At 40.9% G+C, this 24326-nt stretch carries 19 protein-coding genes and 1 pseudogene; 17 read left to right on the forward strand and 3 right to left on the reverse strand.

The window, feature by feature from the left end; translation table 11 throughout:
* Window positions 1–99 precede the first annotated feature (99 nt).
* From ACJROX_RS17015 to ACJROX_RS17045, 7 genes are all read left to right on the forward strand, one after another.
* Window positions 100–1287 carry a M24 family metallopeptidase gene (locus ACJROX_RS17015; protein WP_408006396.1) on the forward strand — a complete coding sequence of 396 codons (1188 nt, stop codon included), beginning with the start codon at window positions 100–102 and terminating at the stop codon, window positions 1285–1287.
* Between the two features lie 23 nt (window positions 1288–1310).
* Window positions 1311–2315 carry a cyclodeaminase gene (locus ACJROX_RS17020; protein WP_408006397.1) on the forward strand — a complete coding sequence of 335 codons (1005 nt, stop codon included), beginning with the start codon at window positions 1311–1313 and terminating at the stop codon, window positions 2313–2315.
* Between the two features lie 15 nt (window positions 2316–2330).
* Window positions 2331–3527 (forward strand): cystathionine gamma-synthase family protein, encoded by a 1197-nt coding sequence (locus ACJROX_RS17025; protein WP_408006398.1) that lies wholly within the window; start codon window positions 2331–2333, stop codon window positions 3525–3527.
* 33 nt (window positions 3528–3560) lie between these two features.
* Window positions 3561–4811, forward strand: a complete 1251-nt coding sequence (locus tag ACJROX_RS17030; protein WP_408006399.1) for a M20 family metallopeptidase — start codon at window positions 3561–3563, stop codon at window positions 4809–4811.
* Entirely contained in the window at window positions 4801–5856 is a 1056-nt protein-coding gene (locus tag ACJROX_RS17035; protein ID WP_408006400.1) for a homoserine dehydrogenase, read from the forward strand. The genes ACJROX_RS17030 and ACJROX_RS17035 overlap by 11 nt, the downstream gene beginning before the upstream one ends.
* Window positions 5857–5871: 15 nt before the next feature.
* Window positions 5872–7305, forward strand: a complete 1434-nt coding sequence (locus ACJROX_RS17040) for an aldehyde dehydrogenase family protein (protein ID WP_408006401.1) — start codon at window positions 5872–5874, stop codon at window positions 7303–7305.
* Window positions 7306–7424: 119 nt separating this feature from the next.
* Window positions 7425–8993 carry a BCCT family transporter gene (locus tag ACJROX_RS17045; RefSeq protein ID WP_408006402.1) on the forward strand — a complete coding sequence of 523 codons (1569 nt, stop codon included), beginning with the start codon at window positions 7425–7427 and terminating at the stop codon, window positions 8991–8993.
* Window positions 8994–9040: 47 nt separating this feature from the next.
* Here the strand turns inward: ACJROX_RS17045 and ACJROX_RS17050 are convergent, their stop codons facing one another.
* Window positions 9041–9475, reverse strand: coding sequence for an Lrp/AsnC family transcriptional regulator (locus ACJROX_RS17050; RefSeq protein WP_408006403.1), 435 nt, complete (start codon window positions 9473–9475; stop codon window positions 9041–9043).
* A gap of 159 nt (window positions 9476–9634) precedes the next feature.
* Between ACJROX_RS17050 and lysA the strand changes: the two genes are divergently transcribed.
* Window positions 9635–10954, forward strand: a complete 1320-nt coding sequence (lysA, locus tag ACJROX_RS17055; RefSeq protein WP_408006404.1) for a diaminopimelate decarboxylase — start codon at window positions 9635–9637, stop codon at window positions 10952–10954.
* A 116-nt stretch (window positions 10955–11070) separates the two neighbouring features.
* Here lysA and ACJROX_RS17060 read toward each other — a convergent pair whose 3' ends face one another.
* Complete coding sequence (locus ACJROX_RS17060) at window positions 11071–11586, reverse strand: DUF3231 family protein (RefSeq protein ID WP_408006405.1); 516 nt, start codon at window positions 11584–11586, stop codon at window positions 11071–11073.
* A gap of 209 nt (window positions 11587–11795) precedes the next feature.
* Between ACJROX_RS17060 and ACJROX_RS17065 the strand changes: the two genes are divergently transcribed.
* The 3 genes from ACJROX_RS17065 to ACJROX_RS17075 are packed head-to-tail and all read left to right on the forward strand — an operon-like array spanning window position 11796 to window position 15699.
* Window positions 11796–12788, forward strand: a complete 993-nt coding sequence (locus ACJROX_RS17065) for a glycosyltransferase family 2 protein (protein WP_408006406.1) — start codon at window positions 11796–11798, stop codon at window positions 12786–12788.
* A complete protein-coding gene (locus tag ACJROX_RS17070) occupies window positions 12736–13110 on the forward strand; it encodes a GtrA family protein (RefSeq protein ID WP_408006407.1) in 375 nt (124 codons plus the stop codon). Before ACJROX_RS17065 ends, ACJROX_RS17070 begins: the two co-directional genes overlap by 53 nt.
* A 12-nt stretch (window positions 13111–13122) precedes the next feature.
* Window positions 13123–15699, forward strand: a complete 2577-nt coding sequence (locus tag ACJROX_RS17075) for a YfhO family protein (protein ID WP_408006408.1) — start codon at window positions 13123–13125, stop codon at window positions 15697–15699.
* Window positions 15700–16109: 410 nt separating this feature from the next.
* On the opposite strand, the gene ACJROX_RS17080 is transcribed toward ACJROX_RS17075, so the two are convergent.
* Window positions 16110–16406: a general stress protein gene (locus ACJROX_RS17080; RefSeq protein WP_408006409.1), complete on the reverse strand. Its 297-nt coding sequence runs from the start codon at window positions 16404–16406 to the stop codon at window positions 16110–16112.
* A gap of 72 nt (window positions 16407–16478) precedes the next feature.
* Between ACJROX_RS17080 and ACJROX_RS17085 the strand changes: the two genes are divergently transcribed.
* From ACJROX_RS17085 to ACJROX_RS17110, 6 genes and pseudogenes are all read left to right on the forward strand, one after another.
* Complete coding sequence (locus ACJROX_RS17085) at window positions 16479–17003, forward strand: DinB family protein (protein ID WP_408006410.1); 525 nt, start codon at window positions 16479–16481, stop codon at window positions 17001–17003.
* A gap of 215 nt (window positions 17004–17218) precedes the next feature.
* Complete coding sequence (locus ACJROX_RS17090) at window positions 17219–17686, forward strand: universal stress protein (protein WP_408006411.1); 468 nt, start codon at window positions 17219–17221, stop codon at window positions 17684–17686.
* A 415-nt stretch (window positions 17687–18101) separates the two neighbouring features.
* A pseudogene (gene iolE, locus ACJROX_RS17095) lies at window positions 18102–18994 on the forward strand (myo-inosose-2 dehydratase).
* 599 nt (window positions 18995–19593) lie between these two features.
* A complete protein-coding gene (locus tag ACJROX_RS17100; RefSeq protein ID WP_408006412.1) occupies window positions 19594–20082 on the forward strand; it encodes a DinB family protein in 489 nt (162 codons plus the stop codon).
* 515 nt (window positions 20083–20597) lie between these two features.
* Entirely contained in the window at window positions 20598–23813 is a 3216-nt protein-coding gene (locus ACJROX_RS17105) for an SNF2 helicase associated domain-containing protein (protein ID WP_408006413.1), read from the forward strand.
* A gap of 10 nt (window positions 23814–23823) precedes the next feature.
* A complete protein-coding gene (locus ACJROX_RS17110; RefSeq protein ID WP_408006414.1) occupies window positions 23824–23961 on the forward strand; it encodes a hypothetical protein in 138 nt (45 codons plus the stop codon).
* Window positions 23962–24326: the final 365 nt, after the last annotated feature.

The raw sequence follows: 24326 nt of genomic DNA on the forward strand, positions 1-24326 counted from the left end.
CATTTTTGCAGATGAAAAAAATACTTTACATTTACTATAATGAAATAAAAATAAATATTCTAAAAATTTACACAACTAAAAAGTAAGGGGGATAGCCTCATGTCATTTGGAACAAAGGAATATAAAGAGAGGATCCGCAAAACAAAAGAAAGAATGGCATTACAAGGAATTGAAGTTTTGCTCATCACCGACCCTGCTAATATGTATTATCTCTCGGGTTATAATGGATGGTCTTTCTACGTTCATCAGATGCTGGCAATCATAGATGATGAGGATCAACCGATTTGGATCGGCCGGGGACAGGACGCGAATGGAGCTAAATTAACCACTTGGCTGTACCATGAAAATATTATTCCGTACCCTGATGATTATGTCCAATCGGACTCAAAACATCCCATGGATTTCGTAGCTGAAATATTAAAACAGATTGGCCAGGAACGGCGTTCAATCGGTGTTGAAATGGAAAATTACTATTTTACTGCCAAGTGTTACGAGCATCTGAAAAAAGGGTTGCCGAATGCTGCATTTAAAGATGCTACCTTACTCGTCAACTGGGTCCGTATCGTGAAATCAGATACTGAAATCGAGTATATGGAACGTGCTGCAAAAATCGTAGAAAATGCCATGATGGCAGGAATCGAGATGATTGAAGAAGGTGTGAGGGAATGTGATGTAGCAGCTAAAATATTCCACACACAAATAAGTGGTACCTCTGAATTTGGCGGGGACTATCCGGCCATTGTACCACTTCTTCCATCTGGTGAGAAAACATCAACCCCGCATATGACATGGACTGAAGAGCGTTATAAGAGAGGCGATGCTGTCATTTTAGAACTCGCAGGTTGTTATAAACGGTATCATTCCCCACTTGCAAGAACATTGAATATCGGTCCGCCTACAGTAAAAGTCAGGGCACTTTCAGATATTGTGGTTGAAGGATTGAATGCTTGTCTGGATATGATCAAACCTGGTATTTATTGTGAGGAAATTGAAGAAACCTGGAGGAGGACCATCGTGAAAAGCGGGATCATCAAGGAGTCACGTCTAGGATATTCCGTGGGACTAAACTACCCTCCAGATTGGGGTGAGCATACAGCAAGTATCCGTAAAGGCGATAAAACAGTTTTACAGCCTAATATGACTTTCCATCTGATCCCTGGAATCTGGTTGGATCATTACGGATTTGAAGCAAGTGAAGCTTTACGGGTGACAGAGAATGGGTGCGAGACGTTCGCGTCACTTCCGCGTCAATTGATCGTGAAGGATGGATTGATCACAAACTACTAAATAAGATCAAGAGAGGAGAACTTATGCTTATTTTTACAGAACAAGAGCTTAAAGAACATGTACAGTTGAACCTTGAGGCAATTTCAATTGTCGAGGAAGGGTTCGTAAAATTGGCTAACGGCGAAGTCACAATGCCTCCAATCATGAGGGTCGATGTCCACGATCAGAATGGGGAAGTAGACGTCAAGTCGGCTTACGTCAAAGGAAAAGAAATGTTTGCGATAAAAGTTTCTTCTGGCTTTTTCAATAACTATAAGCTCGGATTACCAAGCGGGAACGGGCTCATGATGTTAATCAGTACAAAAACGGGTATTCCCCAATCACTTCTATTAGATAACGGTTATTTGACACATATCCGGACTGCAGCCGCTGGGGCGATCGCCGCAAAATACCTTTCAAGGAAGAACATTCAAACGGTTGGTGTCATAGGAGCCGGAGACCAAGCAAGGTATCAAGTCAGAGCATTGAAACTAGTCCGTGATTTTAAGAGAGTTCTCGTTTATTCCCGATCACTCGATCGTGCTGAAAGATATGCTGAAGAAATGCGTGCAGAGCTCGGTTTAGACGTACAGGCTGTGGAAAACGCTGAATCCGTAGTACGGAATAGCGATACAATTATTACGACAACTCCGGCAAATGAACCATTGATTAAAGCAGAATGGGTACATCCGGGGCTCCACATCACAGCAATGGGATCAGACGCTGAACATAAACAGGAGTTAGAACCTGAAATTTTACGGCGGGCAGATAAGCTTGTTTGCGATACAAAAGCCCAGTGTACCAGATTAGGAGAATTGCATCATGCACTAGACAGTAAAGTGCTTGCAGATGATTCATCAGTCCTCGAACTAGGTCAACTAGCGTCAAAGCAAATGAAAGGACGTGAAGATGACCAACAAATCACCGTGTGTGATTTAACAGGTACTGGCGTCCAGGATACGGTGATTGCGCTGTTCGCCTACAACGAAATGGTGAAACGAAATAAGGGATTGGCGATTGAAAAGAATACATTTGCCACCAAAAACTAATAGGAGAGTGATCAAATGAAAAAGGATACAAAACAAGGAACCAAAGCCGTTTGGGCTGGAGAAAAAGAATACTTGGTACACGGAGCGACTCAAGTCCCTGTTGTCCTAAGTGTGGCATACGGATATGACGATATGGATGAATGGTATGATGTCGCAATCGGAAAGAAAAAAGGGCATATTTATGGACGGAATACAAATCCGACCGTCCAAGCCTTCGAGGACAAAGTGAAATTCCTGGAAAGTGCAGAGGCTGCTACTAGTTTTTCTACAGGGATGGCGGCAATCAGCAACACTTTGGCGACATTTCTAGTGCCTGGTGACCGTATTGTCTCAATTAAAGACACGTATGGCGGGACGAATAAAATTTTTACCGAATTCCTTCCAAGACAGCAAATTGAAGTCGTCTTATGTGAAACTGGGAATCATGAGAAAATTGAAAAAGAGGTAGCAAAAGGCTGTAACATTTTATACTTGGAAACACCGACGAATCCGACTGTCAAAATTTCAGACATTGAACGATTAGCAAGGGCAGGACGTAACGCTGGGGCACTTGTAGTAGTCGACAATACATTCGCGACGCCAATCAATCAAAACCCGCTTTCATTGGGGGCAGATCTTGTCATTCATAGCGCTACGAAATTTTTAGGTGGTCATGCAGATGCATTAGGCGGTGTGGTATGCGGCAGGGAAGACCTTATCGAAAAAATCTATCATTATCGTGAAATTAATGGAGCGACAATGGATCCAATGGCTGCTTACTTGATGTTAAGAGGTATGAAGACCCTCCACCTGCGTGTCCGTCAACAATGTAAAAATGCGATGGAGCTTGCAAACTATCTCAATACAAAAGAAATTGTAGAAGGTGTTTATTATCCAGGGGTTGAAACTCATCCGCATCATGAGATTGCAAAAAAGCAGATGAAAGACTTTGGGGGTATGCTCAGTTTTGCTGTAAAAGGCGGAGTAGATACTGTAAGACACTTGCTGCCAAAACTACAATTTGCCAATCGCGCCGCGAATCTAGGTGCAGTTGAAACAACTGTCGGACCTGCTCGCACGACAAGCCATGTGGAATGTACTCCGGAAGAACGCGCTGCAATGGGTATTCCTGAAGGATTGATCCGTGTTTCTTGCGGCATAGAAGAGATAGAAGATATCATCGCAGATTTCGAGCAAGCTTTCAATTACGTTAGAAGTGCTTTGGAAGTTTAATAGTAACCTTGCCATGAAGGAGGTGTACATCGAGTGGCCAACATAGATCCTATCATTCAAACGGCTAATAATATCGCGAGTCAACTAATTGAATGGCGCCGCAACTTCCATCAACACCCTGAGCTTAGCTTTCAAGAATACAGGACTTCCCAATATATTTTGGATGTGCTTGGGCAATTGCCAGACATGAAAGTTGAGAAAGGAATAGGGGTTGAAACAAGTGTGATCGGTACCTTAACTAAAGGGGAAGGGCCCATTATCGCGATAAGGGCAGATATAGACGCACTTCCGATCAAAGAAAAAAATGAAACGAGTTATGCTTCAAGTAACGATGGTGTCATGCATGCATGCGGACATGATGCCCATACCGCCATGCTGCTAGGTACAGCTACTATCCTCGCAAGTCTCTTTAAAGAGGGAAAAATAAAAGGAACGGTGAAATTCATCTTCCAACCTGCAGAGGAAAGAACGGACGAAAAAGGACTTTCAGGATCTCCCAATATGATGAATGCTGGGGCTTATGAACATGTAGATACCGCTATCGCACTCCATGTTTGTCCGTGGCTTCCCGTTGGCGGGATACAAATGAATGATGGGTTCAGTATGGCGAATGTGGATGTGTTTGAAGCGAAATTAGCCGGTACAGGCGGCCATGGAGCTTATCCAGAACGCGGCACAGACCCGATTTGGATGCTTGGTCCAGTCATGCAGGCCCTATACGGGATCGTTTCCCGAAAGATTTCCACCCTGGATGCCGCAGTGATTAGTATCGGGCAAATAAATGCAGGGACAGCAAGTAATATCATTCCATCGGAAGTATCGATGACTGGAACGTTACGCAGTTACACACCGGAAGTACGCAATCAATTGGGATTGGAACTGAAGAAAGCACTGTCGATCGTGGAGCCTCTAGGGGGAGAATTTTCACTTACTATAGAAAGAGGCGAACCAGCATTATATAACGATCCTCGTGTGAATCAACTAATCCGTAAAGTGATTACTGAAATCTATCCAGAAATAAACATTACGGAAAGTCCCTTTGGATTAGGAGGAGAAGACTTCGGTTATGTGACTCAAAAGATTCCTGGATCGATGTTCTTCCTTGGAGCAGCTCGGACAGATGGAGTGGATAGAGATTTGCACACCCCGATTTTTGATATTGATGAATCGTGTTTGCCGATAGGAACCGCGATTCTCGCGAGAACTGCTCTTAAACTTTTAAAAGGTGAGGGGAACTTAACAACGATCAATCGTAACTTGGAGGTTAAAATACATGAAGCATAAATTAGTATTTATTGGTTTCGGTGTAGTTGGTCAAGGACTTGCTGAAATTTTACGGGATAAAAAAGAAGCTTTAAGACAAAAGGAAGGATTTGAACCGTTAATCGTCGGCATAGCTGACTTGATGAAAGGTTCGATCTATCATCCAGATGGCTTGGATATTGATACAGCCCTTCAAGTTTTAGAAAGAACTGGGAATTTGGAACATTACCCATCTACGACAGGCCTAGTGACAAGCTGGGATAGCTTTAAAATGATCCGAGAATCTAATGCAGATACGATCATCGAGGTGTCCTACACAGATGTTAAAACAGGGCAGCCAGCAATCGATCATTGTAAAGCCGCATTCACGAGCGGAAAAAATGTTGTAATGACGAATAAAGGACCTGTCGCACTTGCTTACAACGAACTATCCAAAATTGCTGAGGAAAACGGGGTTCAATGGGGCTTCGAAGGAACAGTGATGAGCGGGACACCAGCCCTTCGTATGCCTGTCACTTCCCTAGCCGGAAATACGATTACTGAAATTCGCGGAATTTTCAATGGAACGACTAACTTCATCCTTACGAAAATGGAAGAAGAAGGCGCTTCTTACGAAGAGGCGCTTAGTGAGGCGCAGAAACTTGGTTATGCGGAAGCTGACCCGACAAGTGACGTGGAAGGTTATGATGCGAGGTATAAAATCGTGATCTTAGCAAATCATGTCATGAATATCCCCTTGACCGTTGAAGAAGTATCATGTAAGGGGATTACGGACATCTTAAAAGATATTGAGGAAGCTAAAGGTGAAGGGAAGCGCTGGAAGCTGTTGGCGAAACTGCAAAATGAAAAAGGAAAGGTACTTGCTTCAGTAGCTCCTGAGAGGGTTGAGGTTACCGATCCACTTGCCTCCATCAATGGTGCAACCAATGCGATTACCTATGAATGTGATCTTCTCGGTCCTGTCACATTGAGTGGCGCCGGTGCCGGTAAAGTAGAAACGGGATTTTCACTTTTGATTGACTTGATCAATATCCATCGGGAAAAAAAGCTAGTCAATATTCAATAAGAAAGAGGGGTCTTGATGAAAACGCAATATGGAGGCCGAAAAATGTACGTAGCAGGACAATGGACGGATCGTGAACGGGTCATCGAAGTACGAGATCCACAGGATAATCAACTGATCGATACCGTCCCCGCTGCATCCGTTGCCGACATGCTCCAATGTATAGAGGAAGCAAAAGAAGGAGCAAAAACAGCAGCTTCAATGCCTGTTCATGAACGTATATCAGTCATCAATAAAGCTGCAGATTATATCGAAGAAAATAAAGAAATATATGCCTACACCATTTCACGAGAAGGAAGCAAGACGATCCGTGAGGCAAGAGGTGAAGTGGCCAGGTGTATCCAAACGCTTCGAATCAGTGCAGAAGAAGCAAGAAGGATTCATGGAGAAACGATTCCTTTTGATCAAAGGCCTGGAAGTGAGAATCGAGTCGGGTACTATTACTATGTTCCAATCGGGATCATCGGTGCCATCACACCGTTCAATGATCCGTTGAACCTTGTCGCACATAAGGTTGGACCGGCGATCGCTTCAGGGAATGCGATTATCGTAAAACCTGCAACGGCTACACCTTTGAGTGCTCTATTACTTGCCGAAGCTTTTGCACAAGCAGGGCTTCTACCGAAGGTCTTATCTGTCATAACTGGTTACGGGACTGAAATAGGAGATGCGCTGGTAACACATCCAGCCGTTCGAATGATTTCTTTTACCGGAGGACTCGAGGCAGGTGAAGAGATCACTCGAAAAGCAGGTTTGAAAAAAATCAGTATGGAGCTTGGATCGAATTCACCTGTAATCGTACTGGAGGATGCCGATTTAGAAGAAGCCATTGAAGCATCCGTCTCAGGAGCTTTCTCAGCAGCCGGACAAAACTGTTTGAGCGTACAGCGGATCTACATTCATGAAAGGCTGATCGACTCCTTCCAAGAAGGGTTTGTGGAACGTACGAAGCAATATTCGGTCGGAGATAAACAATCTGAGCTCACTGATATGGGACCCCTTATCAGTGAAAAGGAAGCCATCCGTGTGGAGAGTATTGTAGAAGAAGCGGTCGGAAAAGGGGCTGTACTGTTGGAAGGCGGCAAACGTGATGGTGCTTTCTATACTCCAACGGTCTTATCGAATGTCCCTGATGATTGCACAATCGCTAAAGAGGAAATTTTCGGTCCTGTCGTTCTTCTTTATCCGGTTGCAGATTTAGAAACAGCCATCGAAAAAGCGAATGATGTAAGATACGGATTACAAGCAGGGATTTTTACGAATGATGTACGGAAAGCTCACTTGGCCATCGAAAAGATGAATGTTGGCGGACTCATGATCAATGATAGCAGTGACTATAGGATCGATGCGATGCCATTCGGCGGCATGAAAAATTCCGGGTTAGGAAGGGAGGGAATCAAATTCTCTATTAAGGAAATGACGGAACCGAAAGTCGTTTGTTACAAACTCTAAAGGCAAAAGAGAAAGGGGTAAATTCAGCCCCTTTCTCAGCCATCATGATAGGACAAGCTGCTCCTCTAATATCTGCAGGCTCATGATACAAGATTTTAAAAACAACCACATACAAAAGGGTGATTGATTTGGAGAAACGAAAAAACAAAGCTTCTTACAACAATCCGGTTTTTAAATTATCTGCCATCGTCATTGCGCTTTTTACAATTTGGGGAGCACTTTCGCCAAACAATCTTGCGAAAAATGCTTCTGCTATTTTCAATTTTACAAGTTACTCCTTCGGTTGGTTTTATCTCGGTTCCGTTGCATGCTTTGTTGCGTTTTGTTTATTTCTTGCCTTCAGTAAGTACGGGAAAACCAGACTGGGAAAAGATGATGAAAAACCGGAATTTTCTCTTTTTACATGGATCAGCATGCTGTTCAGTGCCGGCTTTGGTGTTGGAATCGTCTTTTGGGGTGTCGCAGAGCCGCTGACACATTTTGCAAACCCTCCTTATGCTGATGTCGAACCTCAATCAGTGGAATCTGCTCGCCTTGCAATGCGATATTCATTTTTCAACTGGGGTATCCATCAATGGTCAGTATTTACGATTGTGGGATTAGCCCTTGCTTATTTCCAGTTCCGAAAAAAGAGTAAATCGCTCATCAGCGAAACACTTGAGGGGATTCATATAAAAAGAGGAAAGGAATCAATCAAAAAATCCGTCAATATCCTGGCTGTCATTTCGACAGTCATTGGCGTATCCACCTCACTCGGCATGGGGATCTTACAAATCAACGGTGGTCTCAACTATGTCTTTTCTGTGCCGAACAATGCCTGGATGCAAATTTCTATCGTACTTGTGTTGCTTGCGCTTTATCTTGCCTCGGCTACTACAGGCCTACATAAGGGGATTAAAATATTAAGTAATACGAATATGATCCTGGTCATGATCCTGATGGCGTTTTTCCTTTTCAGAGGTCCGACCGTTTTCATTTTAGACAGCTTTGTATTAGGTATTGGAGATTATCTTCAAAACTTTACCGAAATGAGTTTTTATTTGACACCTTATAGCGGTGATTCATGGGTGAATGATTGGACAGTCTTTTATTGGGCATGGGTTATTGCCTGGTCACCTTTCGTTGGGTCATTCGTCGCCAGGATATCAAAAGGAAGGACCATTCGGGAATTCGTTATGGGAGTATTGATTGTGCCACCTGTAATTGCTTTCATGTGGATGGCGATTTTCGGAGGGACCGGACTATACATGGACTTGTTCCAGAATACAGCCATTGCCGATGCGGTATCCAGGGATGTCACAACAGCCATATTCATTTTACTGAAAGAGTTTCCGCTTTACTTTTTCTTTTCCATCATCATCATGGCATTGATCATGATTTTCCTGGTAACGTCAGCAGACTCTGCGGTTTTTGTGCTAGGAATGATGACGTCGGATGGGAGCTTGAATCCAACTAACACAGTAAAAATCATTTGGGGAGTACTGATAGCTGGGATTACAATCGTTCTCATTATCAGCAGTGGCCTGACTGGATTGCAGGCAGCATCCTTAGTTTCGGCACTTCCATTTACGGTCATCCTGATACTGATCAGTATTTCACTCTATAGATCTCTCGTTAAGGAAACGAAATCCATCCAAACTAGAATCGATGATTCCGAACTTCAAGAATTAGAAAGAAAAGCTCAATAAAATAGCGTAAAAGTGCAAGGTCGGAGATGTTTTCCTTCCTTGCATTTTTACAAAATATCATCAAAGATGGATTTATGCTCTACAACAGTAGATAGCTTCACCAAGGTAGAGGGTTCACCAAAAGCCAATGCTGCGTCAATGAATTCTTCTAGCAGAGATACTGATTCTGTTACAACCTTCACTAAATAACTATACTGGCCAGCCAGCCGATGACATTCCAACACTACGGACTGGTCTTTGCAAAATGTCCTGAACTGCTTCCCCCGTTTGGTATCGAACAAGATGAATGCTGTAACTTTCTTATTAAGCTTTTCCGGATCGATGACAGCTCGATACCCCTTTATGATTTCTTTTTCTTCTAGTTTTTTCACCCTTTCATTTGTGGCAGGCGTTGAAAGTCCAACTCTTTTCCCAAGATCCGTCATGGAAATCCGAGCATTTCCTTGGAGTATTGAAAGAATATGTTGATCGATCTCATCCAAAGAAGTCACCATCCTTTCCTAATAAGTTTAAGATTAACAGGAGAAAAACGAGGAATTTTAAATTATAAACCAAAATTTCATTACTATGTTTATGTACTCCATCTAACATAATTCGTAAAATAGAAGTAATATAAAATACAGTTGAAATGAGGGATGTGATTGTATCTACATGGGAGCAGCAGAATCAATCAACACCGCCATCTTGAAATTGGAGGCCTCGATACGACCGACTTAGCTGCTGAATACGGAACTCCTTTATACGTCTATGATGTTGAATTAATCCGTAAACGAGCATCAGCGTTCAAATCAGCGTTTGATAAAGCGAAAGTAAAAGCAAAAGTAGCTTATGCCAGCAAAGCCTTTTCTTCAATGGCAGTGATCCAGGTGATGCATGAAGAAGGATTATACTTAGATGTAGTATCAGCAGGTGAACTTTATACTGCGATTGCAGCAGGGTTCCCAACAGAAAGAATCCACTTCCATGGGAATAATAAAAGTCCAGATGAAATAAGAATGGCACTCGAACATGGTGTAGGATGTATTGTGGTTGATAATTTTTATGAAATTGAATTGTTGGACCTGTTTTGTCGGAATCTGGGAGTAAAAATGAAAATCCTTTTACGAGTGACACCTGGGGTAGAGGCATATACACACCATTACATTACGACAGGCCAAATCGATTCCAAGTTCGGATTCGATCTCAGCAATGGCCAGGCCGATGAAGCTATTCAAATTGTAACCGCATCATCCTCTTTTGAATTGTTAGGTTTCCATTGCCATATTGGCTCACAAATTGAGGAGACAACCGCATTTGTTCTTGCAGTGGATGAAATCTTTAAGCGTATCAAGAAATGGATAGAACACCTTTCCTATGTGCCACAAGTCCTCAATTTTGGCGGGGGATTCGGAATACGTTATACGGATCAAGATAAACCATTAGCACCTGAAATATATGTCGGTAAAATCATTGAAGCAGTCAAAAGGAAAACCAACGAATTACACATCGAGATGCCTGAGATCTGGATTGAACCTGGCCGTTCATTAGTAGGGGAAGCGGGAACAACTTTATACAGAGTGGGGTCACAAAAAGAAGTTCCTTCGGTCCGGACATATCTAGCAATAGATGGCGGGATGAGCGACAACTTAAGGCCATCATTGTATCAAGCAAAATATGAAGCTGCTCTTGCCAATAAAATGACTGAACCCCATGATCGAATAGTCACTATTGTTGGAAAATGCTGTGAAAGCGGTGATACGCTGATATATGATGCCTCATTACCAGAACCACGTGCAGGAGATCTTCTCGCTGTTTTTTGTACCGGCGCTTACGGTTACTCGATGGCCAACAACTATAACCGGTTTCCAAGACCGGCAGTCATCTTTGTTGAAGATGGAGAAGCACAACTTGTTATCAAACGGGAGACATGTGAACATATTCTACAATTGGATTTACCATATAAAGCAAAAGTCACCAAATAAAGAAGAAGGTTTTTGAAGAACTGACAGATCGAGTCAGTTATTTTTGTATAGGTTTTATGTATAATCGTATAACGAGAAAAAAGTACGGGGTATATTACAACCCGTACTTTTTAGCGTTAATTTGTTTTATTCTTTTCCTTATGAAGCGGAGGTGGTACGAGCCATCCTTTTTCCTTATTCATCTGTAATAGCTTTGCACCCATTTGCGCTTTTTTCATATGCATTTGCCCGAACAACATGGCAACATCCTCACGGATAGATTGTCCAATAACTTGACTATCAGCCACAAGCCCCTGAGCGATATCCTTGGAAATCGTCATAGCGATTTCTGGATCATTGATTCTTGCCCCAATAGGTATATCGTCAAGATCAGCCTCTGAGCGTTCAGGTGGAGTAGGGGATAGAGGGACTCGATTCTTTTTCAAAACTTCCTCTAAGTCCTCAATGGAAGGCTTTATGACCGAGTTTATCATATCCTCGATAAAACGTTTCAGGTCTCGATCTCCAGTATGATTATAATAAACTTGATAGGCGACTAATGAAGCCTTAGCAGTAGAATAAGCACTCCATAGCCCGAATACTTCACCGTAATGCAGCGGTTCATTTTTTGGATTTCCACTTAGAATTCCCATTTTGTATCCTCCTCGAATGTAATGTACCTTTGTATTATGATTTATTAAAAGAAAAAGCATCCCTGCCAAAATTTATCCAGTCAATGACACCAACCACTGCCTTAAGCTTCATGTAGTCCTCCTCCAACTAATAAATCTAGAAATGATGTTCAAACTAATGGATATGGTCCTCAATTAAGTATAAAAAAATGGGCAAAGCAGGTGTCATTATGAAGTCTGGCCTTATTTCAATCATCATTCCATCTTATAATGAAGCAAATAATATTGAATTGTTATATAAATCGTTGGAAAAAGAATTTACGGACATTGATTATGATTACGAAATACTTTTTGTTAATGATGGAAGTACGGATGACACTTTACTTGTCATTAAAAGGCTTGCTAATGCGGTTCCAAATATAAAGTATATTTCTTTTACAAGAAACTTCGGTAAAGAGATGGCCATATGGGCAGGATTTCAACATGTGAAGGGTGATGCTGTAATCGTCATGGATGCCGACTTGCAACATCCTTGCTGTTTAATCAAACCTTTCATAAAAGGATACGAAGAGGGCTATCACCAGGTCATCGCTCAACGTAATCGGAAAGGGGATAACCGAGTACGCTCGTTTCTTTCATCCCTTTATTACTGTGCCATCAACAGGATTGTGGAAGTTGATATCCGAGACGGGGCAGGGGATTTCCGCCTATTAAGCCGTAAAGCAGTGGACGCTCTCCTGTTGTTGAATGAAGGAAATCGTTTTTCCAAGGGGTTATTTTCGTGGATCGGAATGGATCAGAAGATCATTTATTACGATAATGTCGTACGGAATAATGGCAATTCGAAATGGTCGTTCTCCAATTTGTTGAATTACGGAATCGATGGGATTGTATCTTTCAACAATCGCCCTCTGAGAATGTGTTTCTATACGGGAGCATTCATTTTGATAGCCTCTCTCCTCTACATTTTTGTCAATCTGATCATCATTATGAACCAGGGGATTGTGGAACCAGGATACTTTACAACAATATCGGCTGTCCTTTTTCTAGGAGGAATCCAGCTGCTCAGCCTGGGGGTTATTGGTGAGTATATCGGCAGGATCTATTACGAAACGAAAAAACGTCCGCACTACCTGATCCATGAAACAAATGTAGAGAGTGGGGAAGGCAATGCAAGTACTGAACCTGGAATTCACGAGATTCATCGTAGTTGGGATCATTAATACGTTCAATTATTATACGATTTATCTCTTCTTACATACCCTGATAGGTGTGCACTATTTATTGGCACATATAATCGCTTTCATGGTCAGTATGATCATTTCATTTTTCCTGAATGTAAACTTTACATTCAGGGTGAAACCGTCTTGGTCCAAGGTTCTGCAATTTCCGTTGACACAACTCTTCAATATGGGCTTATCATCTCTCCTTGTCTATCTGTTAGTGGAGCATTTCGGTATGAATAGCACTGTGGCACCGTTTTTATCTGTTATCTTTACGGTTCTGCCCACTTTCTTCATCACGGGAAAAATATTAAAGAAGTAACGAGGAACCTTCATGCGAATCTTCATCCTGTTAATCAGCAGCTTAATTCTTTCTGTACTCACTCATATGTTTTTTATAATCGAATGGATAAATGACAGATATATGGTCGGACCTAATGATGGCCTCGGGCAGATTTTGACATTCAAAAAACTCCTTTATGAGCAATATACGAGCGGAAATTTGTTCTACTCCTATGCATTTGGGTTTGGAGCAGGTACCTATAGTCAATTAGCCTATTACTTCTCAACCTCGATCTTTTTCATCTTAACCTTAGGCGTCATTGTTGTTTTGCAGTCCGGCCATATAGTTGAAACAGTCGATATCCTTTTCTGGTCGAAAGCCGCAGTCTACCTTAGCATTTGTCGCCTGACGCTTATCATATTTATCTCGACCCTTGTGTTTCGTTATATGAAGAGCAATTGGTTCGCCTCTTTCATTGGGGCGAGTGTATATGCCATCACAATCCTTTATTTTCGCCATGCAACATATTGGGAGTTTTTTGCTGACGCGCTCCTTTGGATTCCGTTACTTGTTTTCGGAGTGGAAAAAATATTCAGAGAAGCCCGGATCGAATGGTTCATGTTTGCAGTGGCCATTACATCATTCGATAATTTTTATTTTGCATATATCAATTTGATTTTTATAGCTGTGTATATCCTCATCCGTTGGTTCATCAAGTTGGATAAGGAAGAAGTGGGGAGTTGGAGGAAGTTCAGATTGCTCCTCATCAGTGGAGTGACCGGTTTTGGAATCAGTCTGGTATCCTTCATTCCAGCTGTTCATGGGCTATTCAACAATCATCGACCACCCTATAATAAGCCGATTCCTTTTTTCCATTGGGACAATATCTTTTTTGCGAGTGGATATGTGATCGTCCCAATCTTATTTTTGATCTTTCTGTATAGCTTTTCATTATATAAAAATCCCGTCTTCCGCTTGTTTACTATTTTGAGTCTATTTTTGCTCATCCTACACTTCAGCCCGATGGTCGCAAGTTTCTTCAATGGATTTTCTGCACCCCAGTATCGATGGGAGTATATTCTTAATTTTACGATGGGTGGGACAGTTGCTTCTGGATTACACAACTTGATGAAGATAGGTAAAAGAGAATTGGTTCTTTCAACCATTCTAGTCATTGCTACATATTTTGGCGCTTTCCTATATAGCCAGCGGTGGAGTATCACTTCATTCCCGATCCTTATCATGTTTACATTGCTTTTCCTGACGATTGCACTGTTGCTGGTCTTCAATTGGAGAAGGAGCAAAGCGTTGAAATACGTATTACATGTATGGATACTATTGATCACCTTAGTCTTAGGAAACATTTTTCAATATTCGATTTCCACCTATGGACATGTGAACAACGTATCTAAAGAGCATCTATCAAGCGAGAAATACAATGGTCCAGAACAGCAAGCTTTGTTGCAGCAACTCAAACGATACGATCCTGATCCGTATTATCGAGTAGATTGGAAAATCGGCTATTCGAATAACACCCCTATAATACAGGGCTATAATGGCATGAGTGTTTATTCAAGTATCTTGAACAGGCACTTAATTTCCTTTTATTTACATGATCTGCACATCGATATGGGACGTGAAAGTGTAAGCCGCTATGCCACTCTAGGAAACCGTGCTAATCTGCATAGCATGCTGCAAGGTAAATATATGATGATTGAAAAGAAACATCGTAAGAAGATTCCATATGGTTTCAAAAAGATAATGGATTCAGAACACTATGCTATTTACGAAAATACAAATATTCTTCCATTTGTACGTACAGCCAATCGTATATTCTTAGAAAAGGACTTGGAAAATTCGCATGCTCTGGAACGGGAGCAGGCGATGTTAGAAGGTGTCATAGTTACAAGTAGGGCCTCACAAACCGGAACTACGCCGAAAATATCCGATATCATCGATCAAGCAACCATAAAAACACCTGGTGCCACATATAAGGATGATCTATTGTCAGTAACTAAGAAAAGGGGCGGTATCGATCTGTTTATCAACGAATCCAATAGGGATACGAAAGATTACTACGTCAGTTTTCATTTAGAAAGTTTAGCTGAAAGCGAAGGATTTGCATTGAAAGTCAACGATTATCGTACGACTCGTAAACATAACCGATCAATCTATAAAACGTTTGTAGATGATCTGACCATACGTATTCCAAAAGCAGAAAAGATTAAAATCCGTTTACCAAAAGGTGAGTATATCTTAAAAGACCTGGCATTGTATGAAGAAGATTACCGTTCGCTTGAAAAGGTAAAGAGCAGTGTATCCAAGCCGATTGATTTCCACTGGGACGATAACAGGATCAAAATAACCTATAATAATCAATCGAATGCGCAGTATATGGTGTTACCAATCCCTTATGAAAAAGGTTGGAAGGCTACGATCAATAATGAGAATCAAACAGTAGAAAAGGTAAATTACAGCTCTGTGGGGATTCCACTGAAAGAGGGTATGAACCGGATCGAATTCGTATACGCCCCACCATATTTCTGGAGTTCATTGGCAGTATCTGTCACTAGTCTTATTCTCGGAATCTGGTTGATCTGGAGACAAAGAGAAATAAGAAGAGAATAGGTGAACCTACTAAGTGAAGTGATTTTAAGAAGGAGTACACATTGACTGTAAAGAAATTATGTAGAAGGAAAATCAAATCATGAGGTAACGTGCTAAATAACGAAAAAATTGACTATGTACTGGAAACGAAAAAGGTTCACCTTCGAACATTGACGAAAGACTCCAAAGAGGTTTTCAAGCATTTCTCGGACCATGCTGTAACAAGATTTATGGATATTGATTCCACTATTCAAGAAGAAAAATGAAGATTTTAATTGCAGAGATTAGTTTTGATTTAGCACAGCAATATAGGTGTCATGTCTGAAGTGGTGAGGGAAGTCATTCTATGCGGTTTTAAGCAAATGAGATCTAATATGATTGATGCCACACTTCATCTTGATTTGTGACTACTAAAAGTGTTTTACCTTTGTCTAATTCTTCTTCGAGCTTTTGAGCTTTTGAGCTTTTGATTGGTCAAATCCTATTTCCTTCATTTTTGAAAATAGTTTATCAGGTTTACCTCTAAATATGTTCTTTGTGGCAGTGCCAACGCCCGTCACTTTGACTCCGATTATGTTTGCATCCGTTTTCTTTCTTGCACGCCTATCATGGTCATTATCATGAGCAGGGATGTAAATATCATCATCTCTGACACCGTTTTTACGAAGCTTGTCAATCGATTCACATAAATGTTCATCGTTATGAAATATTTTAAATTTAGGTTTCAAAGAAATCCTTCCTATAGAGGCCGATTACCCTATCCTAAAATAATTTAAAGATACAAGGAGGAGGGCGTTTATATGAACTTTGATATGAAAGAAGCCATTGAAGTTTTAGAGCGTACACCGCAAACATTCGAGCAATTTTTGTCTGGCTTGTCTGATGGATGGCTGAAATGTAATGAGGGTGAAAATACCTGGAATGCAACTGAAGTAATTGAACATCTCATCGAAGCAGAGAAGTATAATTGGATGCCAAGAATAGAAATTATCCTTCAAGAAGGGGGAAGCAAACCATTTCCACCTTTTGACCGTTTTTCTCATTTGAAAGGGTCAAATGAAAGATCAATCGAACAAAAGCTGCTTATATTCAAAAAAATCAGGAACGAGAACTTAGCGAAACTCAAATCATTGATTGACCCTGAACAGCATCTTGAATTGACGGGTTCACACCCTGAATTTGGAGTAGTGAAATTAAGAGAATTGCTTTCTACTTGGGTAGTTCATGATCTTACCCACATATCCCAAATCGTACGGGTACTGGCTGAAAGATATAGAGAAGACGTGGGGCCATGGAAAGAGTATTTACGAATACTAAAAAAATAACCAGAAAGGACCCATAATCTCATACCAACTATCGTTCGTTTATAAATTTAAGGGATCGTCATTGCCAGCATATAAGTGATTACATGTTTTACACTCATCATTTAAGGGAAAAGGATACTACATTTATCATTATAAGTAGTATCAATTGCGATTTAATTACTTCCTCATCCAATAAGACCATATGCTGTAAAATCAACATGAAAGGGATGATCAGAATGAGCTTAATCAAGAGAGTCCTTGTTGCCTTTGATGGTTCTAAAGGAAGTATGGATGCTTTACGTCAAGGAATAGATTTAAAGAAAGAAGGCCTTAAAATTGAGTTGACAGTCGTTCATGTAGTTAAGGCTGACCCTGATCCAGCTTTTTTAACCGTAGCAGCAGTTCCACCGGATCTTCAACGAGGCGAGATGATTCGGGAATTCAACAAAAGAGAAATAATTAAACAGGGTGAGCAAACTGTTAATCATGCTAGAAAAGTTTTGAATCAAGAAAGGGTCGACGCTCAAAATATAATATTAGAAGGGGAGCCCGCTAAACAAATATGTGATCATGCTCAGGAAAAAGAATTTGATTTAATTATCATCGGAAATCAGGGTCTCAATAAATTGGATAAGATGGTCCAAGGAAGTGTAAGCCAAAGAGTTTCCCAACATTCAAACTGCTCTATTTTAGTTGTTAAATAAAAGTCATACAGGAAGCGACTGATAGTTTCAAATGAAGCTATCGGTCGTTAGCACCTATAGCTAAAAGAACATTAAGTGTAGAAGAAATGAGTCTATATAGTAATAGAAATGTTGAAATCCAACAGAAGAAAGGATCAAAGGATATAACCGGTATCATGATCTATATCAATGATTCCTTTTACTCTGACGTTTCACTCCCCTCCTTATCCCGGCAGTTCCATATGAATGAACAATATACCAGAAGGCTATTCAAACAAGTAACTGGACAATGCGGTACGTGTAGGGGAACCCGTTAACACGTTGGGTATAATTAAAAATGTCGGGGAAGGGAAATCGCCCTTCCTTCCGATATAGCATTTATGTAAGCGCTTCTACTTGATCGTTTTAATTTACATAGAGGGAGGAAAAGGTTGGCATGTTTAAAGAAAACGCAGTTAAACTTGGGATTTGCCCTATTGGTTGGACTAACGATGATATGCCTGAATTAGGAAGTGAGTACACTTTTGAACAGTGCATTAGTGAAATGGCACTCGCAGGATACATGGGGACAGAAGTAGGGAATAAATATCCTCGTGACTCAAGTGCGTTAAGAAAAGCATTAGAATTACGAAAGATGGAAATAGCAAGTGCATGGTTCTGTACATTTTTAACCATCCGTCCATATGAAGAAACCAAGTAAGCATTTATAGAACATCGGGATTTTCTACACGAAATGGGGGCCAAGGTGATTGTCGTATCTGAACAAGGTCATAGTATCCAAAAAAGGATGTTCCATTGTTTAGCGATAAACCAGTTTTTACTGAAGAAGAATGGGTGAGATTAGCAGAAGGACTCAATGATCTCGGAAAACTAGCTAATGAAAAAGATATGTCTATCGTCTTTCACCATCATATGTGTACGGGAGTCCAAACGGCGGAAGAAATCAATAGATTGATGGAGATGACCGATGAAGGCCTCGTATCACTTTTATATGACACAGGCCACCTTTATCTGTCTGGTGAAGATCCATTGATGATATTGAAGTCTCATTTCTCACGTATTAAACATGTACATTTGAAAGATGTCCGTGATGATGTGGTTGTAAAACTGAAACGTGAGCAGAATTCTTTTTTGGAGTGAGTACGTGAGGGTGTATTTACTGTACCCGGGGATGGAGATATCGATTTTCGTCCAATTTTTGAAACACTGTCTGCATTTAATTACACGGGCTGGATGCTAGTTGAAGCAGAACAGGATCCGTATAAGGCTAATCCACTTGAATATGCCAAAATTGCACGTAGATACATCAAAGATACAGCAGGTGTATAACATTGCTGAACAGTATCATAATTGCATATACTAAATATACCATTTGTTCTCAAGATTATTAGCCCGTGCAACCAATCATTTGATCTAAACAGTATGTTTCCATAATATAACACGTTCTTTTTACACTAATGAACCCTCGTACTTATTGAGAAAGCAGAGGGTTCATTTTGTATATTATAAGGGGGAGGCATGTGTATCGTAACAAATTCCAGAGGGTTGTATTATGAATATGGGAACATTTTGATAATGTAACCTTGACGATCCCAAGACGCCATCTACCACCAAATAATTAAAGAGCTTGGATACCTGGTATTAGGGGGTGCTGGAATAAAAAGGAGTTTTAAGGGTCTGATTGAAAACCTTAGTTATTCAGTTAAAGAGGGCCATTTAATTGAATAAGACTTCCAAACAAATACTGGATATTTATGTTAATATAAGGACTGTGATAGGGGAGGTACAGGACTAAAAATGAAAGAGTGTACTAATGAAACTCAATCATCTAAATCTAACTGTTACTGACGTTTCAGCTTCACTTGAGTTTTGTTAGAAAAGGGGAGCGTTACTGATGAAAGTTTACAAGAATGAAAGGAGAATGCTGCATGAAACTACAGGTTGTATTAATTGATGAATTCAAAAATGAATTAGAGATGACACGTAACGTGCTCAAACGGATACCAGAAGATAAGCTGACGTGGTGCCCGCATCCGAAATCCATGTCAGTCGGACAGCTCGGTCTACATACAGCCGTCATTCCGGGGAAACTTGCAGAACTGTTCAGTGAACTGGAAAGAGCGATACCGACAGTCCCCCTTCCTGAACCAGCTTCCTTGGATGAGATCCTGTTAGCACTAGAAAAAAGTAAAAGAGTGGGAATGGATCACTTATCACAATGGGGAGAAGAAGATCTGGAAGCAGAATGGAGGATGACTGACGGTAAGAATACGCTGATGGCAGCACCCAGGTTGGCGATGGTCCGTTCGTTGATGTTGAATCATTGGTATCACCATCGCGGACAGCTCACTGTCTACCTCAGGCTACTTGATGTGCCGGTCCCAGCCGTCTATGGTCCCAGCGCGGATGAAAACTAAAGGTAGGGTTAACATTACCATGGAGGGAATCTTTGACAATTGGTGCATCCCAAACGATTTCTGCAGTTGGAATTCCTCTGATGGCAGGAACTCCTCTATAACTTTATAGATATCCAACCTCGTTCGATATACGGCAACTAAGTGTCATCCAGCTCATTCGAATAGTTCTATAAAGAAAGAGGTGTCAGTCTCTAATACGAAGACAAAGCTTCAAGGGCGTAAGCGACAATCTCTATCTGAAATAAGTACATTATACCTTGAAAGAAGGTCTAATGATTAAAAGCCAGAAAAATCTGGTTAACCTTATAATACGAACGGGTGCTTTTATTCAATAAGCCCTTGCAATGATCTTCAACAAACGGGCATTATTCTTCAAGATAGCTTTTTTTATTAATTAAGAATGTGTCAAATAACTAACCCCTCAACAACACTCTTTTTGTGTTGATTGAAATTAATCCAATCCAGATCATTATGTTACAATCTTTATATCATTTTTCCCCGGAAGGAGTGCGGTTGTGGATATTAACTTGACTCACAAAAGAATTAAAGAATTGTGCGGAACAGTCTCCTTCAAAAGGGGGGACGTTTTCTTCCGAAATAACAAAGTAACGATTAATCAAAATAATGCTGAGAGCTGTGAAGCAACTGTATCGGTAGCGGAAGATTTTTTTGTAACGGTAAAGAAAGATACAGAAAGTAGCTTTAAAATAACCTGCAGTTGTCCAAAGCTTGCTTCCTTTGATAAAGAATGCCAGCATGTAGCGGCTGTGCTGCTAACGATTTATGAACAGCAGCAGAGTGGATCACCGCAAGTTAATGATTTTGATGAGCATGCAGCTGTGCCGGAAATTTCACTTGCAAATGGGTTGCTGACGCTTTTCAGTGATCAGCCTGTAAGGTCAAGCGGACATCAGCTTCATTTTGAGAACAGGGAAGTGCTTCAATCAGAATTTACATGCCTGCCTGTTCATTTAGGCAAAGACCACTATCTGTTTGCCTTAAAATTAAAAATTGGACCTATACCCGTGCTTGATATCCGTCAGTTTCTCCAGTCAGTAAAAGAAAGGAAATCCAGCCTATTATCCCAATCATTTACATATTCACCCAACCTGCACTGCTTTACACCCGAATCTGATGCTGTCCTCCAGCAGCTGATTCAAGTCGTCCATGATGAATCCGTTTATATAAATGCTTTAATGGATGATTATGACTACTCTGCAAGCAAAACTATGCTTTTGATTCCTCCAACATCCTGGGAAAGGCTAAAGCCTGCACTTGCACATGTTGAAAAAGTGAGGCTGCAGATAACCGGAAAAACATTTGATCAAATGGTGTTTTCGAATGATCATTTACCTTTAAGGTTCGAACTATCGGAAATAGAACGAAATTGTTATTTAAAGATCAATGGTCTTGACCACCTGCTTATATTAAATTCATACAGTTCAGTTCTATTTGGTGGAAAAATTATCACATTAAAAAAAGAGGATTGCCAGCGGTTGTATGACATTACTCAAATGCTGGAGGCCACCGGGAAAAATCAGATTCCGATTGCTCAGGAGCAAATGGAAATTTTCTTGGAAAAAGTAGCACCAGGATTGAGAAAACTGGGAGATGTCCAAATTTCTGATCATTTGGCACAAAGATTTATGAAAACACCTTTGGTTGCCAAATTATACTTGGATCGCTTGAGAAATCGTCTTTTGGCCGGCCTTGAATTTCACTATGAAAATATTGTAATTAATCCGCTCGAAAGAAGAGAACCACGTGGCGGAGCGCGTATTATCAGAGATGTTGAAAAGGAAGATGAGATTCTTCAGCTAATGGAGGAAAGTTTATTTGCAAAGACGGATGGCGGCTATTTTTTGCAAAACGACGAGCTGGAATATGAGTTTCTTTATCATGTCGTTCCCAAGTTGCAAAAACAAGTGCAAATATATGCGACAACGGCTGTCAGAAACCGTATATTCAGAGAAAATACCAAACCGCAGATCCGGATAAAAATGAAAAAGGAACGGACAAATTGGCTGGAATTCAAGTTTGAAATGACTGGGATTTCTGATCATGAAATCCGTAATATTTTGTTTACGCTTAAAGAAAAGCGGAAATTCTATCGTTTGAAAAACGGGGCGCTGCTATCATTGGAAGCAAGGGAGTTTGAGGAGATCCAAAGGTTCTTAAGAGCTGTTCCGGAGCAGGCTGAAAATCTGGAAAGCGGATTGAATATGCCGATTATCCAGGGGTTTAAAATGCTGGATACTGTTAGGGATCAGCATACATTCAAGCAGGAAGAATCTTTCCGCTCTTTTCTAAAAACCCTTGAGGATCCATCCAGCCTGCAGATACCAGTGCCGGAAAGTCTGGACCATATACTGCGTGATTACCAGAAGCACGGTTATAGATGGCTGAAGACACTGGCCCATTATGGTTTTGGAGGCATATTGGCAGATGATATGGGACTTGGTAAGACGCTGCAAAGTATTGCGTTCATACAATCTGAGCTGCCAAACATCCGCGAAAAGAAACGGCCATCCTTGATTGTGTGTCCATCATCCTTAACGTACAATTGGCTAAATGAACTGATGAAGTTCACACCTGAGATACAGGCGGTTGTGTTCGACGGTAATCTAATCGAACGGTTACAGCTTCAGAAGGAATTAGCCGACATTGATGTAGTGATTACTTCCTATCCATTGCTGCTTAAGGATATTAAATGGTATCAGATGCAGTATTTTCACATTGTATTTTTTGATGAAGCACAGGCGTTTAAAAATCCAGTAACCCAGACAGCAAAAGCAGTAAAAAAGTTAAAGTCAAACCATCGTTTCGGGCTGACAGGTACACCTGTCGAAAACTCGCTTGAAGAGCTGTGGTCCATTTTTTACGTCATCTTCCCGGAATTGTTCCAGGGCTTGAAGGACTTTAGCAATCTAGCCAGAAAAACAATTGTAAGAAGGATCCGCCCATTCGTGCTGAGAAGACTTAAGGAGGACGTACTTTCCGAGCTTCCTGAAAAAATGGAATTGATTGATTCTGCTGAACTGCTGCCTGAACAGAAAAAGCTATATGCAGCTTATTTGGCAAAACTGAGGGAAGACACGTTAAAACATTTAAATAAAGATACAATCCGGAAGAACCGAATTAAAATCCTTGCTGGTTTAACTCGCCTGCGGCAAATTTGCTGCCATCCAGCCTTGTTCGTAGATGGATATAAAGGCAGCTCCGCAAAATTTGAACAGCTCAAGAGAATTATAGAAGAATCAAGGTTATCAGGCAGAAGGGTGCTTATATTTTCACAGTTTACAAAAATGCTGGATCTCATAGGAAGAGAGCTGGCACTTGAGGGTTTGCCGTATTTCTACTTGGATGGACAGACTCCTTCGGAGGAGAGGGTAGAGGTTTGCTGCCGCTTTAACGAAGGAGAAAGGAACTTCTTTCTGATTTCACTTAAGGCTGGCGGCACTGGATTAAATTTGATTGGAGCGGATACAGTCATCTTATATGATTTATGGTGGAATCCAGCGGTTGAAGAACAGGCTGCCGACCGCGTCCATCGCATGGGACAGAAGAATACAGTTCAAGTCATTAAGCTGCTCGCCCGAGGAACGATTGAGGAAAAAATGAATGAACTGCAGGAGAAAAAGAAAAACTTAATTGAAGAGATCATCAACTCTGATAATAGGAACACCAAAAGCCTGACCGAAGAAGATATTCGTGAAATATTAATGATATAGGAGATAGAGGATGTCGGAAAATCAATTTAAAGGAAGTGATCTTCCTGAAAAGCTTGCCAAACCAGCAAGGCGGGCGCTTGAAGGGGCAGGGTATTTTCGCCTGGAGCAGCTTGCCGCTACGGAAGCAGAAATAATGACCCTCTTATAAAAATTCTGTCTAAATAAGTGAAGCCGATTCATACTAAGTCCTTCAAGTGTATGAGATACTTTGAAACTCTTACGAAATGGTTTACCCTTATCCAAAAATGATTGAACCTGACTTTCCCCCTTTGATACATCCAGACCAACTTCATTCTAAATCTCCTCCTAAACTAGTGATTTGCCAGTAACCCCTAGACCTCCGTGTAGTATCACAGCTTTGCTTGTTATACGAGATCAAAGTCCCAACCAGCCTCAATCATGTCTCTACAAGTAGACGCCCTAAGTCAATAGAATGATAGAGTGTTTAAAATAAAAAAGGCAATAGGGGACCATAGGAGTAAAAATTCAGTCTTTAACCCCCTCTTGGTGAAA

The sequence above is a fragment of the Pseudalkalibacillus sp. A8 genome, from assembly GCF_045920555.1.
Classification (GTDB): Bacteria; Bacillota; Bacilli; order Bacillales; family Fictibacillaceae; genus Pseudalkalibacillus.

Excerpts from the sequence above, each read along its gene's own strand:
- ACJROX_RS17015 (WP_408006396.1), top strand. The coding sequence starts at position 100 with ATGTCATTTGGAACAAAGGAATATAAAGAGAGGATCCGCAAAACAAAA.
- ACJROX_RS17020 (WP_408006397.1), top strand. The coding sequence starts at position 1,311 with ATGCTTATTTTTACAGAACAAGAGCTTAAAGAACATGTACAGTTGAAC.
- ACJROX_RS17025 (WP_408006398.1), top strand. The coding sequence starts at position 2,331 with ATGAAAAAGGATACAAAACAAGGAACCAAAGCCGTTTGGGCTGGAGAA.
- ACJROX_RS17035 (WP_408006400.1), top strand. The coding sequence starts at position 4,801 with ATGAAGCATAAATTAGTATTTATTGGTTTCGGTGTAGTTGGTCAAGGA.
- ACJROX_RS17040 (WP_408006401.1), top strand. The coding sequence starts at position 5,872 with ATGAAAACGCAATATGGAGGCCGAAAAATGTACGTAGCAGGACAATGG.
- ACJROX_RS17060 (WP_408006405.1), bottom strand. The coding sequence starts at position 11,586 with ATGGGAATTCTAAGTGGAAATCCAAAAAATGAACCGCTGCATTACGGT.
- ACJROX_RS17065 (WP_408006406.1), top strand. The coding sequence starts at position 11,796 with ATGAAGTCTGGCCTTATTTCAATCATCATTCCATCTTATAATGAAGCA.
- ACJROX_RS17070 (WP_408006407.1), top strand. The coding sequence starts at position 12,736 with ATGCAAGTACTGAACCTGGAATTCACGAGATTCATCGTAGTTGGGATC.
- ACJROX_RS17075 (WP_408006408.1), top strand. The coding sequence starts at position 13,123 with ATGCGAATCTTCATCCTGTTAATCAGCAGCTTAATTCTTTCTGTACTC.
- ACJROX_RS17085 (WP_408006410.1), top strand. The coding sequence starts at position 16,479 with ATGAACTTTGATATGAAAGAAGCCATTGAAGTTTTAGAGCGTACACCG.
- ACJROX_RS17090 (WP_408006411.1), top strand. The coding sequence starts at position 17,219 with ATGAGCTTAATCAAGAGAGTCCTTGTTGCCTTTGATGGTTCTAAAGGA.
- ACJROX_RS17100 (WP_408006412.1), top strand. The coding sequence starts at position 19,594 with ATGAAACTACAGGTTGTATTAATTGATGAATTCAAAAATGAATTAGAG.
- ACJROX_RS17110 (WP_408006414.1), top strand. The coding sequence starts at position 23,824 with ATGTCGGAAAATCAATTTAAAGGAAGTGATCTTCCTGAAAAGCTTGCC.